We start from the raw sequence: 14,927 nt of genomic DNA on the forward strand, positions 1-14,927 counted from the left end.
TCAGGCCTGGATCAGGCGACGCGCCGCAATTCGTCCTGCGGTCCCTGCAGCGAAGGGACGGCCGGAGACAAGGGCTCGTTCTTGATTTCGCGCAGCACCACGAAGCTGTCGAAACGAGAGAAAGACACGTCGCCGTCGAGAAGTTCGCGCGAGATCGCCTCATAGGCTGCGATGTCGCGGCAATCGAAGCGCAGCATATAATCATACGGCCCGCACAGTCCGAAGCAGTTGGTGATCTCCGGATGGTGCCTGATGCGGCGCTCGAAGGTCTGGAAATCGGCCGAGCCATGGTTCTTGAGCGACACCGCGGCAAAGACCGAGACATTGGAATACAGGCGGGACCAGTAGATCTGCGCGCGGTAGCCGCTGATCAGACCCATCTTTTCGAGCCGGCGTACACGCTTGTGGCACGGGCTGGCGGAGATGCCGACGATCGAGGACAGCTTGAAATTCGTGATCCGGCCGTTCTTCTGCAATTCGGTGAGTATGCGCAGGTCGATGCGGTCGACCTTGCCGGGAAGGCCTGCGAATTCCGGTTTCAAAGGCACCATGTTCATTGTGTTTTTCTCCTGACGAGGCTCAACTGGGGCCGCATGTGCGCCGCCCTCCAGTTGGTCTGCTGGGCTCTGCCAGAATGAGAGGACGCCCTGGGCTTGCAATCGAAAAATGGTAACGCCTGAATGAGCGTCAGACATGCAGAGACCGTGAGACTGCCCTGGCTCAACACGCTGGTCGCGTTCGAGGCTGCGTCACGTCTCGGCAGCCTGACGCTCGCCGCCGCCGAACTGAACCTGACGCCCGGTGCGGTAAGCCGGCAGATCAAGCTTCTCGAGCAGTCGCTCGACGTGACGCTGTTCCAGCGCAGCCATAACGCCATCGAGCTGACGGATACGGGCAGAGCCTTTCTCAGCCATGTCAGGAATGCACTGGCCGAGGTTCGCAAAGGTGTGCGCGAGGTTTCCGGCCAGGCCGCGAATTTGACCATCCGGGCGCCACTGACGCTGATGCAGCGCTGGCTGATCCCACGGATCGAGCACTATCATCTCGGCCATCCGGGTGTCGACCTGCGCTTCCGCACCATTGGAGCAGCAGGCAGCGACAGGATCGACATCGAGATCAGGTACGCGCGCGGCTTGCCGGCCGCTGAAAGCGAGGGCGAGATGTTCCTCGCCGACACCACCGCGCCCATCTGCCGCCCGCAGTTCCTGGCTGGAGCTGGCGCTGACATTCAGCCGGAGGAGGTGCTCACCTTGCCGATCCTGCAGGACACGGCGGATGCCTGGTCCTGGCGGCAGTGGTGCAAGGGCGCGGCCATCCCCTTCGAGCCACTTGGGCGCAGCATGGTCTTCGACACCGACGAAGCAGCTATCGACGCCTGTCTTTCAGGCCTTGGCGTCGCCCAGGCCAACACCGTCTTTGTTTCCTCCCTGCTGGAATCCGGCAGCATCGTCCAGCTGTGCCCGTCGGTCGAAGTGGTGCTCGGCGCCTACTATGCCGTCATCCAAACTCCCGGACGGGTTCCGGAGGCTTTCGTGACATGGCTCAAGAGCCAGGGGAGCCAGATGGAGCTGGCAAAATAAACTGCCGGGCGGGACACCAAACCAGACATTTTGTGCCGCCCGCCGTTGTTCGTTTGACCAAACGTGGCTGTCTTTCGGCCTACTCTCGAAAGGGCTCCGCTCAAGACGCCCGTCCGGGCGCTCCAGAGTGGCGTAAACAAGAACAGAGGGTGAGCGAAATGAACATGAAGAGACGAATGCTGCTTGTCTCCGTGGCGATGCTTGTCGCCGGAGCCGGCACCGTTCATGCGGCCGAGCAGCGGGTGGTCAAACTCGCAACCGACGGCACCTACGCGCCGTTCAACTATACCGATCCTTCGGGCAAGCTGATCGGCTTCGAAGTCGATCTGGTCGACGACATCTGCAAGCGCATGAGTGTCAAATGCGAATGGGTGATCCAGAATTTCGACGGCATGATCCCTGCCCTCAACGAGAAGCGGTTCGACGCCATCCTCGCCTCGCTTTCCATCACCGACGAACGCGCCAAGGCCGTCGACTTCTCGATCCCGTATTATGCCGGCCCGACGCGCCTCATCGCCTCGGCCGACAGCACGCTCGGCCAGTTCAAGAGCGGTGAAGGCACGACCATCCTGCTCGGCACGATGAGCGACAAGGACAAGGCGGTTATCGGCGATGTCGCGGCGGCCCTCAAGGATGCAACCGTCGGCGTGGAACGCGCCTCGACCCATGCGAAATTCTTCGAGGAGGTCTTTCCGGGCGTTAAGGTGAAGATCTACGACAAGGGCGAGAACATGCTGCTCGACCTCGTCGCCGGGCGCATCGACGCCGCCGTCGACGGAGCCGGCTCGACGCTCAACTTCATCGGCGAACAGAAGAAGGCCGGCAAGAATTTCCTCGCCTTCGGTCCAGCCATCAAAGGCGGTGCGCTCGGCAAGGGCGTGGCGCTGGCTTTCCGCAAGGGCGAGGAAACGGAATTGCGCGAGCAGTTCAACAAGGCGATCCGCGAGGCGACCACTGATGGCAGCATCGCCAAGATGAGCGTGAAGTGGATCGGTGTCGACGGTTCGATCCCCGAAAACGCCGCCAAATGAAGACCCTCGACCTTCTCGCCTTCGGCCCGACCGGCTGGGGTGACGAACTGGCCTACGGTGCTGCAATGACCCTGGTCATTGCAGCACTGGGTTTTGCCGGCGGGCTTGTGGTGGGACTGCCGATCGCGGCGGCCCGCCTCTCGCCGAATATCCTGCTACGCGCCGTTTCCGGGATCTATGTCACGGTTGTCCGCGGTGTGCCTGAACTGCTGGTGATCTATCTGCTCTTCTTCGGCGGCGGCCAGTTCTATCGCCATATCGCCAATGCCATGGGCTATTCCGGCGCGGTCGCCGCAGACGCCTTCAGCGCCGGTGTCCTCGCCATCATACTGATCTGCGCGGCCTACAGCGCCGAAGTGTTCCGCGGCGCGTTCCAGGCGATCCCGAAAGGACAGATCGAAGCCGCGAATGCCTTCGGCATGAGGCGCTCCACTTTGTTCCTCCGCATCAAGCTGCCGCAGATGCTGCGCTACGCCTTGCCCTCCATCGCCAATGTCTGGCAGCTGGTGCTGAAGGACACGGCGCTGATCTCGGTCACAGGCCTGGTCGAACTCATGCGCACCATCGACGTTGCGGCCGGCTCCACGCGCAGCCCGTTCCTGTTCTACATGGTCGCCATCGTCATCTTTCTCTTCTTCACGTCTGTCTCGAACAAGGTCTTCGAGAGCGCCGAACGTCATTTCAGCCGCTCTGTCATCGGGGGATACGGCAAATGAGATGGGATGTTCTGTTCGGCTCGTTTCCAGCATTGCTATCGGCACTGCCGCTGACGCTGGAACTGGCCCTGACCTCGATCGCGCTCGGTTTCATGCTGGCGGTGCTGTTGGCGACGGCAAGGCTTTCGGGTGTTCGCGTGCTTTCCGCGCTCGCCTATGCCTTTGTCTACATCATCCGCGGCACTCCGCTGCTGGCACAGGTCTTCTTCGTCTATTACGGACTTGGCCAGCTCGACGCGATGCGCAACTCCTTCCTGTGGCCAGTCTTCCGGGAAGCCTATGCCTGTGCGCTCATCGCGCTGTCGCTCAACACAGCCGCGTATGGCAGCGAGATCATCCGTGGCGGGCTGCTCGCGGTTCCGCGCGGGCAGATCGAGGCCGCCAAGGCGTTCGGCCTCAGTGCCACGCAAAGGTTTCGGCTGGTGATCTTTCCACAGGCCCTGCGCACCATGCTGCCGGCCTATGGCAATGAATTGATCCTGATCCTCAAGGGCACATCGCTCGCCAGCACCATCACGATCATAGAGCTCACGGGACAAGCACGCATCCTGGCCTCGGACACCTATGCTCCCATCGAAGTCTTCGCGGCAGCGGGCGCCGTGTATCTGGCGCTGAACATGGCACTCAGCTTCGGCGTGCGACTGCTCGAAGGCCGCATCAGGCGCAGCGGAGGCCTGGCGATGGAGGGCTGAGGCGCAAGCCGCGCCCTGCCCGATCCAGCGACGTAACCCGAAAAGACAACAGCAAAAATGCGCGTTCCAGCAATGGCATGCCCGGCGGGATTCTTTCCGCCGCCCAGGAGCACCCGGAGGAAATGATGAATGCAATCGAACTGTCTGCCGGCAAATCCACACCCGCAGTGCCGACAATCGAGTCGCGGGACCTGCGCAAGAGCTTCGGTGTCGTCGAGGTGCTCAAGGGCGTTTCGTTCAAGGCCTACGAGCATCAGGTGGTGTCGATCATCGGCGCCAGCGGATCGGGAAAGAGCACATTCCTGCGCTGCCTGAATTTCCTCGAGACCCCGAGCTCCGGCGAGATTGACTTCAAGGGCCAGAGCCTTGAGATCGGCGGCGGCAAGGCTCCCGCCCAGGCGGATGTCGAGCGGTTGCGCCGCCGCACCGGCATGGTGTTCCAGCAGTTCAACCTCTGGTCACACTGGACGGTGCTGGAAAACATCATCAAGGTTCCCATCCACGTGCATGGCGTGCCGCGCCAGCAGGCGGTGGAGAAAGCCATGGAACTGCTGGCCAGGGTCGGCCTGCGGGAAAAGGTCAATGCCTATCCGACGTCGCTGTCGGGCGGCCAGCAGCAGCGTGTCGCCATTGCACGAGCCCTTGCCGTCGAACCGGAGCTGCTGCTGTTCGACGAGCCGACCTCGGCGCTCGACCCCGAACTGGTGGGCGAGGTCCTGGCTGTCATCCGCTCGCTGGCGAAGGAGGGCCGCACCATGCTCGTCGTGACGCACGAGATGAGCTTCGCACGCGAGGTCTGCGACAAGGTCGTGTTCTTTCACGACGGACGCATCGAGGAAGAAGGCCCGCCGGCCGAAGTGCTGCGCCAGCCGCGCAGCCCCCGTCTCGGCGCGTTCCTGAAATCCGTTCGCTAAAGCAATTCCAGGAAAAGCGTGTAACGGTTTCCCGTCCGGAATTGCGCAAAAACAAAGAGCTGGAGCACTTCCGCGTTACCGATTGGAACTGCCGCGGCGCCGAAATCTCAGCCGAGAGACGCGCAGAACCGGCCCAGGCGCTTCATACCTTCCTCGATCACATCTTCCGACCCCGAAAAGGAAATTCGGACGAAACGATCCATGTTCGGTCCGAATGCGACCCCGGGCACGACCGCGAGGCCTTCAGACCTGAAGAGCCGCTCGGCGAAGTGCACGCCCGAGAACCCGGTCGCGCTGACGTTGACGAAGCAGAACATTCCGCCGGCCGGACGGATGAAATCCAGCCGGGGAATTTCCGACAGTCGGGCGCACATCAGGTCCCGTCGACGACATAGTTCGCTCGCGAAGAAATGCATCTCCTCGTCACCGTCGATGGCGAGTGCCACGGCCGCCGCGTCCTGGACAAATGTCGGCGAGCCAAACAGCATGCACTGCGCGAAATTTTGCAGGTGAACCGAAGCCTCGACCGGTCCGATCGTCCAGCCGACGCGCCACCCTGTCATCGCGTGGGATTTCGAGAGGCTGTTGACGATGATCGTCCGCCTGCGGAACCCCGGCAGGGAGGCAGCGGAGAGGAATTCCCCGTCGAAGACGGTGCTGCGATAAACCTCGTCGCTGATGATCCACAGGTCATGTTTCTCGGCAAAGCCGGCCACCACCTGCACATCTGCGGGACTGAGGACGTATCCGCCGGGATTGTTCGGCGAATTCAACAGAATCGCCCGCGTTTTCGGGGTCACCGCAGCGGACAGCAGCGCTTCCGTTATTTTTGCACCGTCACCTTCCAGGGCAGTTTTGACGGGTCGCGGTATGGCGCCCCCTGCCCGGATTGTCGCTTCATAGGTTGCGTACCAGGGTTCAAGGTACAGAACCTCGTCCCCGGCTCCAGCCACGGTCATGATCGCCGCGAACAATGCATTCTGGGCACCGGCAAAGACGGTTACCTGGTCAGCGTCCCAATGCTGGCCGTCGAAACGGCTCTGGGCGCTTGCGATGTTCTTCCTGAGGGCGGCCGTACCCGGGACCGGCGCATAGTGCGTTCGCCCGGCCCGCAGGTTCTGGATCGCCGCCTCCGAGATCCTGGCAGGGGTGTCGAACGAGGTGTCCCCAAGGCAGAGGCTCACGACATCTTCACCGCGCTCCAGCGCATCCGCCGCGGCATCGGCGATGGCCCACCCTGCGGCTCCTTCACTGGCGATCGCCCTGGTGTGCGCTGAAAACCGAGGGGCCTCAGCACGTGGTTGAACCCGCTGCACAGTTTCCATCGAGAGCTCCCCCTGCACGGCCTTCATACACGCCTCCGATCCCGGGCTAGATTTCGAAGTGCCAGACCTTCGATACGATCTGCCACTTGCCATCGAGCAGGACGAAGGTGAGGTCATCGATGAACCTCTTGGGCAGATAGACATCCTTGACCCGCACGTGAGCGGTCGTCGGGCTGGCAACGGAGATCGAGACAATCTCGTCCTGGCGCATGTCGCCTTTCTTTTCAGGCGACGGGCGGTTGGCAACCAGGTCGAGATACGCTCCGACATCCAAATTCACGAGCTTGCCCTCGGTCGTGGAATACAGCTGGGCCTGAGGGTGGAAGACCGAGCGGAACCCTTCGACATCGCCGAAATACATAGCGTCCAGGTAGGACTGCGCGGCCGAAAGGACGCTCTCCCTGACAGGGCCGTCAATCAGATCGTTCATGTCGTTTGTTCCCTTCATGCTGCGCTGCGTTCGAATTCGGCATCCGCCAGATCAAGCCCGTGGTCGAGGGCAGCCAGCAGCGTATCGAGTTCGGCGTCGGAAATGATGAACGACGGAGCGAGGAAAAGCGATGTCTGCTCGCCGCTTGTACCGATGATCGCTCCCGCTTCGATTGCGCGTGCTGCCACGCGCGATGCGATCGAGGAGACGGCTGTATCGGCGTACCAGTCGCGCCAATCCGGACCATGGAGTTCGACCGTCCAGTGCAGGCCGAAACCATCGACACGCGCCACGCTCGGATGGCGGCGAGCGATCTCCACCAGATCCCGCCGCATCCTGCCTTCGAGGCTTTTGACACGGCGGATGATTTCACCGTCCTTCATCACCGACAGATAGGCGCGGATCGCGGCAACGGCACTCGGGTGAGCGCGGAAGGTGCTGTAGGTCTGCCAGCTTTTGTCCTTCATCTGGTCGACGATGTCTTTCGACATGACCACGGCGCCCGCGGGTGCGGAACCGCCAGCCAGGCATTTGCCCAGCGTGACGATATCGGGCCGGGTTTCGCCACCCTGGAAGGCGAACCAGCGACCACTGCGGCCGAGGCCGGTAACGACTTCATCGGCAATCCAAAGGGAGCCGGCTTTTCGTGCGGCATTCGCGACGTGGTCCTGATAGTCCGCATCATAGTAGGTGCCGCCCTGCGTGTAGTCGATGATCGTGGCGGCGACGGAGGACAATGTTTCGTCGACACCAGCCATGCGGTCGGCGAGAGGCCTGTTGTCGCTCAAGCCGCCATACTCGGCGTTGACCGGCCCCGGGATGATGCGAACGGGGACCTGCGCCGGAACCGGCTTGCTGCCGCCGCCCTGCAGCGCCAGGCCGCCATGCCAGTGGGGCTGCACGGTCATCTGGCGGGCCAGGCCTGCCATTCCGTGGTAGGCGCGCTCGCGCGTCGCGAGTTCGGTCCTGCCGGTGAGAGCCTGGGAGAAGGTCAGGGCGAGATCGTTGGCCTCGCTCCCGGAAAGGAAGAAGCGGACAGCGCCGACCCAGCTCTTTTCATCGCCAAAGGCGATGTTGATCAGATCCTCCGCCGCAGCTTCGCGCTCGGCCCAGAACCATCCTTCATTGATGACGGGGTTCGATGCCGCCTTGATCATGGCCTCGAGCATGACCGGATGTTTGTGGCCGAGCGGCCCGCCGGTATTGCTGCCGTCGATCAGGCGACGGCCATCGGCCAGAATGAAATATACCCCTTCGCCATCGACGACCTTGATGACCGGGTCCTTGCCGGCATTGAGGCCGGTTTGAAGAAGTCTGCTCATGTCTACCTCCATGGAACTGCCTATGCGTGGGGACGTGTCAGCTCGCCGAGGCGATCCCGCACACGTCGACGGTCATGCGGCTCCAGATGCCGCACGCTTCGATGAGGTCTGCGACAAGGATGTGCTCGTCGGGGGTATGCGCCCATTTCTCGTTGCCGGGACCGAGACCGACCGTCGGGATGCCGGCGGCGCACATGAAAGTGCCGTTGACGCCAAATCGCCAGGAGGCGACCGCTTCGGGTTGGCCTGTGATGCTCGCTCTCGCCCGAAGCGCAGCCTTGACGACCGGACTGTCCGGATCGACCCACATCAGTGGGTAGTGCACGATGACATTCAGGTCGTACCGGAAGTTCGGGTTTGTGGAAGCGATGCGGTCGAGGATGTCGCGCAGTTCGTGTTCGCAACTCTGCGCCGTCTCGCCACGAACATATCGCCTGTCGACCCGGATGATGCAGCGGTCAGGCACCACCGCCGTCCCGTTGTCGGGCGAGGACTTCATGGAAATCAAAGTAACGGTGGCGGGTCCGAGAACATCGTCGTTCTTCATGGTCTTTGCGTATTGCCGCAATGCGTCGAGGAAGGGCGCAGCCTCGAAAACGGCGTTGATCCCGTTGTCAGGCTCGGAGGCATGCGACGTACGGCCGTGGACCATGATTTCCACGTCGATCTTGCCGCGGTGGCCGATATGGACCCGGCCTCGGCTGGATTCCGTGTTCAGGCCGAACTCGGTCCGAACGCCTCGCGCGATAACCGATGGAACACCAAGGGGGGAGTCCACCTCCTCGCCCACATCGGCCACGAACACCACATCGCCGCGCAGCTTCACGCCGGCCCTTTTGATGGCTGCAATCGCGTAGGCGCTTGCCATGACATTGCATTTCATGTCGCAGGTGCCACGGCCGTAAATGGCGAGCCCTTCCTCGCCCCATCGTGCGGCATCGACCAGCTCCCCACTGAAGGGGTCTTTCATCTCTCCGGTGGGGACATGATCGATGTGCCCGTTGACCATGAGAGAAGGACCGTTTCCCTCGCCGCGGAGCACAGCGATCACATTGCCGTTCCGGTCGATTTCGACGGAATCGAAACCGAGCTCTTTCAGATGTCTGGCATAGATTGCCGCAACCTCCCCCTCTTCGAACGAGAGGCTGGGGGTGCGGACAACTTCCTGGCAGGCCGCGATCATCCGCGCCGTATCCAGTGACTGGTCTATCGCCGCGAACACGGTTTCATGTGTCATTTGTCGTCACGCCCTTTCGGTCCGACGCATTGTCTTTTGTGGGGAGCCTTGATCTCCGCGAAGATTTTGCTCCGCCAGGACCAGCCCGCTTAACGAGCCTTCTCGACGGCTTTCGCCATGACGCACAGGATCTCGAACATCATGTTGGCCGCGGTGACACAGGTGATGCCTGTCGGATCGTAGACCGGCGCGACTTCGCTGATGTCGGCACCGACAAGGTCCCTGCCCTGAAGCGACCGGATGATCACCTGGAGATCGCGTGGCAGCAGGCCGCCGATTTCCGGTACCGCAGTACCCGGAGCGTAGGCAGGATCGATGCTGTCGATGTCGAGGGAGATGTAGAACGGACCATCGCCGATGACGGCACCGATCTTCTCGATGGCGGCAGCTCGCCCCATCTCCTCATAGTCGTCGAGGGTGATGATGTTGTAGCCCTTGTCGTAACCGAACTGGACGTCGTCGTCGCCGAAGCGGCTCCCGCGCAGGCCAAGCTGAACGACCCGCCTGGGATCGATGAGGTTTTCCTCATAGGCACGGCGCATGAAGGTGGCGTGATTGACCTTGGTGCCGCACATGGTGTCCATCACGTCGGCATGAGCGTCGATATGCAGGATCCCCACCGGCCGGTCGGAAGCCAGCGCACGCAGGATCGGCGTCGGAATGGTGTGGTCGCCGCCGATCGCGATCGGGCGAATGCCGGCATCCTTCACCGCCTGGAAAAAGGCCTGGATCTGGTCGATCGACTGGTCCTTGTTGAGCGGATTGATCGGGGCATCTCCGATGTCCGCAACGGTGCAGAGATCGTAGGGCCGAACACCGCTGACGGGGTGGATCCTGCGGATGATGCGCGATGCCTCGCGCACCCCGGCCGGGCCTTGTCGCGGACCGGATCGGTAGTTCAGGCCGAGGTCGAAGGGCACGCCGCACAAGCCGATGTCGATGCCGCGCTCGATCTCGTGACGACGCGTGCGCAGAAAGGTTGCGACATCCGAAAAGCGCGGGGTCACAGCGGCGTCGACCGGCTGGAAGTCGTTTCTGTCAATCATGGGTTTTCCTATGCTTTCTTGAAGTTGTTGCGGTTCAGGCGGCCACGCCGCGCATCCTGTCCGAGCGTCGTCTGAGCAATTCGACTGCCGTCAGCAGGCCGATGGACAGGAAGACGAGGATTGTCGCCATCGCCAGGATCGTCGGGCTGATCTGTTCGCGGATACCCGCCCACATCTGCCTCGGCACGGTGCGCTGGTCGTAATCGGCGAGGAAGATCACCGTCACCACCTCATCGAAGGAGGTCGCGAACGCGAAGACGCCACCGGAGACCACGCCGGGGAGGATCAACGGCACAACGATCTTGAGGAACACCCGGACCGGCGACGCTCCGAGGCTGAGGCCGGCCCTGATCAGATTGCGATCGAAGCCTTCCAGCGTCGCGGCGACCGTGATCAGGACAAACGGGGTTCCGAGCACCGTGTGGGCAATGATCAGCCCAGCGAAAGTGCCTGTCAGACCGAGCGTCGAGAAGACGAAGTACATGCCGGCCGAGGTGATCACGAGCGGAACGATCATCGGCGAGATGAGCGCGCTCATCACAAGGCCCCGCGCGGGCATGTTGGGGCTCGTCAACCCCAGGGCCGCCAGGGTGCCCAGCAGCATCGAGAGCAGGGTTGCCGCGACGGCTATGACGAAGCTGTTCTTCAGCGAGTGAATCCACTGCGCGTTGTTCCAGCTGTCGACCAGGTAGCTCCAGCCAAATGGCGCGCCAGGGTCGTTCATTCCGTTCTGAACGATGTCCCAGTACCACCGCAACGAGAACGCGGACGGCTTGAGCTGGAGCATCTCGCTCGAGAAGGTGAAGTAGGGCGCGGCGTTGAACGACAGCGGAATGATCACCAGAACGGGCGCGATCAGAAAAAGCAGGACCAGTCCGCAAAACGTCAGATAGCTGTAGTGGGCAATCCGGCCGACGATCGTGGTGTGCGCGGGCAATGCCATGGTCGAGCTCCTAACCCATCCGCAGGCCGTTGCCGCCGGTCAGGCGGTTGAAAAGCCAGTAGACGAGGAGAACCCCTACCAGCAGGATCGACCCGAGGGCGGCGGCAAGCCCCCAGTTGAGCGATTGCTGCATGTGGTAGGCGATGACATTGGAAATGAGCTGGCCGCTCTGCCCGCCGACCAGGGCCGGCGTGATGTAGTAGCCAACGGCGAGAACGAAGACGAGGAGGCAGCCTGCAAGCACCCCGGGGATGGTCTGCGGAAGGTAGACCCGCCGGAACGCGGTGACCGGCGATGCGCCGAGCGAAAGCGCGGCACGGACATAGGAGGGCGGTATCGACTTCATCACGCTGTAGAGTGGAAGGATCATGAACGGCAGCAGCACATGCGTCATGGCGATCAGCGTGCCGGTGACGTTGAAGATGAGAGGCAGCCGGTTCGCGTCGCTCACCAGACCGATCGAGACGAGAATGTCGTTGATCACTCCGTGCCCCTGGAGCAGCACGATCCAGGATGTCGTGCGAACGAGCAGGGACGTCCAGAAGGGAAGCAGGACCAGCATCATCAGCAGGTTGGATGTCCTGAGCGGCAGCCTGGCCAGCAAAGCGGCCACCGGATAGCCCAGGACGAGGCAGAGGCCGGCCACCGCGGCGCTGACCCAGAGTGTGCGCAGGAACAGTGTCCGGTATATCGCCTTGTCGACATCCACGCCCTGGACGGAGCCGTCGGCAGCCTGTTGCAGATCCAGGGCCGCCAGGAAATGCCTGGACGTGTAGGGTTGGCCCAGGCGCTTGATCAGCGCCCAGAGATCGGGATTTCCCCAGTCCGGTGCCGCGGAGATCAGTTTCTCCTTCCAATTGTCTTCGGACGCGGACGACAGCAGCCGAACCGTTTTCATGACCAGCGGTCGAGCGCCAGGCCAGTCGAAATTGAGCGATGACGAAACCTGTCCGAGCTTCTGCTCGTCATTCGCCTGCCTGAGATCGGCAACCAGATCCGCGTAGACGTTTTCGGGTGGCGTGCCCTTGCCGTCCCATTGAAGAAGAGAGGCCGATGTGCGGTACAGGACCGCGCCGAACTCGTCGTTGCTGACCGCCCTTTTCAGCATCGTTGCCAGCGGCCATGCGAACATCACCAGCAGAAAGACACAAAGCGGCGCGACGAGAGCCAGCGCTCTCAGCTGGGCTTGCCGCCTGGACCGGCGATGCAGCCTCTCCATGGAGATCGGGCGGGGGATCGCCGGGCCGGCAGATTGCAGCCAGGTGGTTGCGGCACCGCCCCTCATTGCATGCCTCCCCGGGGAGGGCTGGAATCGAGTGCGCGGCAGTCGTTGACGTGCCATCCCAGGGTGATTGCCTCGCCCTTGCTGAAGGTGCGCCGCAGCGAGGCGTTCTGCACCTTCACCACGAACTCATGGTTGCCAAAAACGCGCACCTGGATTCGGGAATGGTCGCCGACATAAATCTGATCGATCACCTGCCCGGTGACCACGGCATGCTGGCGATCGTCCATGGACGGCTCAACGATGATGCGCTCGGGCCGAAGGGAGAGCAAAGTCGATCCACCGACCGGCGCGTTCGTCACGGCCAGTGCACTGAGGGCATCGCCATTTCCGAGCCTGACCTTGCACAGGTTTTCGTCACGCTCCACCACGGTTCCGGGGAGAACATTGTTCTCGCCGATGAACTGGGCGACGAAGCTGTTGCTGGGCGTCTCGTAGACTTCGTCGGGCTTGGCCAGTTGCTGGATCTTGCCGTGGTTGAAAACCGCGATCGTGTCCGACATGGTCAGGGCTTCCGCCTGATCGTGCGTGACATAGACGATCGTGACGCCAAGCCGTTCGTGAATGCGCTTTATCTCATATTGCATCTGCTCGCGCAGCTGCTTGTCGAGCGCGCCAAGCGGCTCGTCCATCAGCACGAGCCTGGGGTCGAAAACGAGTGCCCGTGCGACCGCAACGCGTTGCTGCTGGCCGCCCGAGAGCTGCGCGGGTCGGCGACTGCCCAGAAGAGGCAATTCCACCATGTCCAGCGCCCGCTTCACCTTCGCGGTGATCTCGGTTTTTGAGATATTTCGAACCTGCAGCGGGAATGCCAGGTTTTCGGCGACAGTCATATGCGGGAAGAGCGCGTAGTTCTGGAACACCATGCCGATGTTGCGTCGCTGGGGAGCCACCCTGTTGATCGGGCGATCGTCCAGAAATATCTCGCCTGTCGTGGCGGTTTCGAAACCTGCCAGCATCATGAGGCAGGTTGTCTTGCCGGAGCCGGAGGGCCCGAGCATGCTCAGGAACTCCCCTTCCCGCACTTCGAGGTCCAGCTTGTCGACCACCGACGTCTTGCCGTCGTAGGTCTTGCCAACGTTCGCAAATTTGACTGACGCCAACGTCCTGTCTCCACGCAACAGTCCAGGGTCTGCCGGCAAACGGAGCCGCCGGCAGGAAGAGTTCGATACAGGTGAGCGGAACCGCTACTTAGCCAGCCATGAGTTGAACCGGGCAAAGAGTTCGTCGCGATAGGTCGACCAGAACGCGCTGTCGGACTCGATCGCGTTTTCGAGATGGGCGGTCGGAACGAAGTCCTTCATCTCGACACCGGTCTTGTCGTTCTTGCCGATCAACGCAATAGCGGAGTGACGCACCGGTCCATACGAGCTGGAATTCGTGATGGCCGCCTGCTGCGTGGTCTCGCTGACGAAGTCGACGAACTTCTTCGCGGCATCGAGGTTCGGCGTCCCCTTCGGGATCATCCAGACGTCGCGGTCCCAGACCTGGCCGTCCCACACGATCGTAAACGGCTGCTTCTCGTCATTGATGGCATTGAAGATGCGGCTGCTGTAGGCCGAAGTCATCACGACCTCGCCGTCCGCCAGCAACTGCGGCGGCTGCGAACCGGCTTCCCACCAGACCACGGAGGATTTGATAGTGTCGAGCTTGGCGAAGGCGCGATCGACACCCTCCTTGGTCTGCAGCACCTTGTAGACGTCGGCGGCCGGGACGCCATCGGCCAGCAAGGCCCATTCGAGGTTCACGTCCGCGGACTTGCGAAGGCCGCGTTTGCCGGGGAATTTCTCGAGATTGAAGAAGTCGGCGATGGTTTTCGGACCATCCGCCAGTTTCGACGTGTTGTAGGCCAGGGCCGTCGACCAGATCACCGACCCGACACCACAATCGCTGATGGTGCCTTCAATAAAGTCCTTCGCGGCGGGCGTGCCGTCCTTGGCGGCGGGAAGCGTCGAGGCGTCCTGCTTTTCGAGGATGCTGTCAAAACAGCCCGTTTCGGCAAGAGCCTTTTCGCCGACGACGACATCCCAGGTTACGTTCTTCGCTTCGACCTGAGCTTTGATCTGGCCAAGGCCGCCGTTGTAATCGACGGAGTTGACCGCAATGCCGGTCGCCTTCGTAAAGGGCTCGTAGAAAGCCTTCTTCTGGGCTTCCGTGTAGGCACCGCCCCAGGAAACGACGGTGATCGCATCCGCGGCGAAGACCGGTGTGGCAAAGCTGCCGGCGGCAATCGCCACGGCTGCTACGGACGTCAAAAATCTTCTCATGCTCCGGGCTCCCATTTTTTTGTTCTGTTCCAACAAATTCCGTTTTTCGGAAGTTATTTCTGTTTTTTGGAATGATTAGGGGCTTGCCCGGACCTTGTCAACGGCATATTCAGCATAACAGAATTTGTTTCCGAAAAACGGA

15 protein-coding genes are annotated in these 14,927 nt (G+C 61.9%); 5 read left to right on the forward strand and 10 right to left on the reverse strand.

Annotation, left to right across the window (positions count from 1 at the left end; genetic code table 11):
* Positions 1 to 11: 11 nt before the first annotated feature.
* A complete protein-coding gene (locus ACFWYE_RS28810; RefSeq protein WP_379062691.1) occupies positions 12 to 557 on the reverse strand; it encodes an Lrp/AsnC family transcriptional regulator in 546 nt (181 codons plus the stop codon).
* 123 nt (positions 558 to 680) lie between these two features.
* Here ACFWYE_RS28810 and ACFWYE_RS28815 point away from each other — a divergent pair, with 123 nt between their 5' ends.
* The 5 genes from ACFWYE_RS28815 (at position 681) to ACFWYE_RS28835 (ending at position 4,933) form a co-directional block, all read left to right on the forward strand.
* Entirely contained in the window at positions 681 to 1,580 is a 900-nt protein-coding gene (locus ACFWYE_RS28815) for a LysR family transcriptional regulator (RefSeq protein ID WP_379115481.1), read from the forward strand.
* Between the two features lie 176 nt (positions 1,581 to 1,756).
* Positions 1,757 to 2,611: a transporter substrate-binding domain-containing protein gene (locus ACFWYE_RS28820; protein WP_379115482.1), complete on the forward strand. Its 855-nt coding sequence runs from the start codon at positions 1,757 to 1,759 to the stop codon at positions 2,609 to 2,611.
* On the forward strand, positions 2,608 to 3,327 hold the full coding sequence (locus ACFWYE_RS28825; RefSeq protein WP_379115483.1) for an ABC transporter permease: 720 nt from the start codon (positions 2,608 to 2,610) through the stop codon (positions 3,325 to 3,327). The genes ACFWYE_RS28820 and ACFWYE_RS28825 overlap by 4 nt, the downstream gene beginning before the upstream one ends.
* Positions 3,324 to 4,019, forward strand: coding sequence for an ABC transporter permease (locus ACFWYE_RS28830; protein ID WP_379115484.1), 696 nt, complete (start codon positions 3,324 to 3,326; stop codon positions 4,017 to 4,019). The genes ACFWYE_RS28825 and ACFWYE_RS28830 overlap by 4 nt, the downstream gene beginning before the upstream one ends.
* Positions 4,020 to 4,144: 125 nt before the next feature.
* Positions 4,145 to 4,933 carry an ABC transporter ATP-binding protein gene (locus ACFWYE_RS28835; RefSeq protein WP_379115485.1) on the forward strand — a complete coding sequence of 263 codons (789 nt, stop codon included), beginning with the start codon at positions 4,145 to 4,147 and terminating at the stop codon, positions 4,931 to 4,933.
* A 107-nt stretch (positions 4,934 to 5,040) separates the two neighbouring features.
* Here ACFWYE_RS28835 and ACFWYE_RS28840 read toward each other — a convergent pair whose 3' ends face one another.
* The 9 genes from ACFWYE_RS28840 to ACFWYE_RS28880 form a co-directional block, all read right to left on the reverse strand.
* Positions 5,041 to 6,285 (reverse strand): pyridoxal phosphate-dependent aminotransferase, encoded by a 1,245-nt coding sequence (locus ACFWYE_RS28840; protein WP_379115486.1) that lies wholly within the window; start codon positions 6,283 to 6,285, stop codon positions 5,041 to 5,043.
* Positions 6,286 to 6,304: 19 nt separating this feature from the next.
* Complete coding sequence (locus ACFWYE_RS28845; RefSeq protein WP_379115487.1) at positions 6,305 to 6,688, reverse strand: nuclear transport factor 2 family protein; 384 nt, start codon at positions 6,686 to 6,688, stop codon at positions 6,305 to 6,307.
* 14 nt (positions 6,689 to 6,702) lie between these two features.
* A complete protein-coding gene (locus tag ACFWYE_RS28850; RefSeq protein WP_379115488.1) occupies positions 6,703 to 8,010 on the reverse strand; it encodes an aminotransferase class III-fold pyridoxal phosphate-dependent enzyme in 1,308 nt (435 codons plus the stop codon).
* A gap of 37 nt (positions 8,011 to 8,047) precedes the next feature.
* Positions 8,048 to 9,247 (reverse strand): M20 family metallopeptidase, encoded by a 1,200-nt coding sequence (locus ACFWYE_RS28855; protein WP_379115489.1) that lies wholly within the window; start codon positions 9,245 to 9,247, stop codon positions 8,048 to 8,050.
* Positions 9,248 to 9,336: 89 nt separating this feature from the next.
* Complete coding sequence (speB, locus tag ACFWYE_RS28860; RefSeq protein ID WP_379115490.1) at positions 9,337 to 10,293, reverse strand: agmatinase; 957 nt, start codon at positions 10,291 to 10,293, stop codon at positions 9,337 to 9,339.
* Between the two features lie 34 nt (positions 10,294 to 10,327).
* Positions 10,328 to 11,236 carry an ABC transporter permease gene (locus tag ACFWYE_RS28865; RefSeq protein ID WP_379115491.1) on the reverse strand — a complete coding sequence of 303 codons (909 nt, stop codon included), beginning with the start codon at positions 11,234 to 11,236 and terminating at the stop codon, positions 10,328 to 10,330.
* A gap of 10 nt (positions 11,237 to 11,246) precedes the next feature.
* Positions 11,247 to 12,521: an ABC transporter permease gene (locus ACFWYE_RS28870; RefSeq protein WP_379115492.1), complete on the reverse strand. Its 1,275-nt coding sequence runs from the start codon at positions 12,519 to 12,521 to the stop codon at positions 11,247 to 11,249.
* Positions 12,518 to 13,621, reverse strand: coding sequence for an ABC transporter ATP-binding protein (locus ACFWYE_RS28875; RefSeq protein ID WP_379115493.1), 1,104 nt, complete (start codon positions 13,619 to 13,621; stop codon positions 12,518 to 12,520). Before ACFWYE_RS28875 ends, ACFWYE_RS28870 begins: the two co-directional genes overlap by 4 nt.
* Positions 13,622 to 13,705: 84 nt before the next feature.
* Entirely contained in the window at positions 13,706 to 14,785 is a 1,080-nt protein-coding gene (locus tag ACFWYE_RS28880) for an ABC transporter substrate-binding protein (protein ID WP_379062717.1), read from the reverse strand.
* Between the last annotated feature and the right edge of the window lie 142 nt (positions 14,786 to 14,927).

Source organism: Mesorhizobium sp. NPDC059025, assembly GCF_042739655.1.
In the GTDB taxonomy this organism is placed as follows: domain Bacteria; phylum Pseudomonadota; class Alphaproteobacteria; order Rhizobiales; family Rhizobiaceae; genus Mesorhizobium.

Coding starts and splice junctions, on each gene's coding strand:
- ACFWYE_RS28815 (WP_379115481.1), top strand. CDS start 681: ATGAGCGTCAGACATGCAGAGACCGTGAGACTGCCCTGGCTCAACACG.
- ACFWYE_RS28830 (WP_379115484.1), top strand. CDS start 3,324: ATGAGATGGGATGTTCTGTTCGGCTCGTTTCCAGCATTGCTATCGGCA.
- ACFWYE_RS28870 (WP_379115492.1), bottom strand. CDS start 12,521: ATGAGGGGCGGTGCCGCAACCACCTGGCTGCAATCTGCCGGCCCGGCG.
- ACFWYE_RS28865 (WP_379115491.1), bottom strand. CDS start 11,236: ATGGCATTGCCCGCGCACACCACGATCGTCGGCCGGATTGCCCACTAC.
- speB (WP_379115490.1), bottom strand. CDS start 10,293: ATGATTGACAGAAACGACTTCCAGCCGGTCGACGCCGCTGTGACCCCG.
- ACFWYE_RS28810 (WP_379062691.1), bottom strand. CDS start 557: ATGAACATGGTGCCTTTGAAACCGGAATTCGCAGGCCTTCCCGGCAAG.
- ACFWYE_RS28820 (WP_379115482.1), top strand. CDS start 1,757: ATGCTGCTTGTCTCCGTGGCGATGCTTGTCGCCGGAGCCGGCACCGTT.
- ACFWYE_RS28850 (WP_379115488.1), bottom strand. CDS start 8,010: ATGAGCAGACTTCTTCAAACCGGCCTCAATGCCGGCAAGGACCCGGTC.
- ACFWYE_RS28845 (WP_379115487.1), bottom strand. CDS start 6,688: ATGAACGATCTGATTGACGGCCCTGTCAGGGAGAGCGTCCTTTCGGCC.
- ACFWYE_RS28855 (WP_379115489.1), bottom strand. CDS start 9,247: ATGACACATGAAACCGTGTTCGCGGCGATAGACCAGTCACTGGATACG.
- ACFWYE_RS28825 (WP_379115483.1), top strand. CDS start 2,608: ATGAAGACCCTCGACCTTCTCGCCTTCGGCCCGACCGGCTGGGGTGAC.
- ACFWYE_RS28880 (WP_379062717.1), bottom strand. CDS start 14,785: ATGAGAAGATTTTTGACGTCCGTAGCAGCCGTGGCGATTGCCGCCGGC.
- ACFWYE_RS28840 (WP_379115486.1), bottom strand. CDS start 6,285: ATGAAGGCCGTGCAGGGGGAGCTCTCGATGGAAACTGTGCAGCGGGTT.
- ACFWYE_RS28835 (WP_379115485.1), top strand. CDS start 4,145: ATGAATGCAATCGAACTGTCTGCCGGCAAATCCACACCCGCAGTGCCG.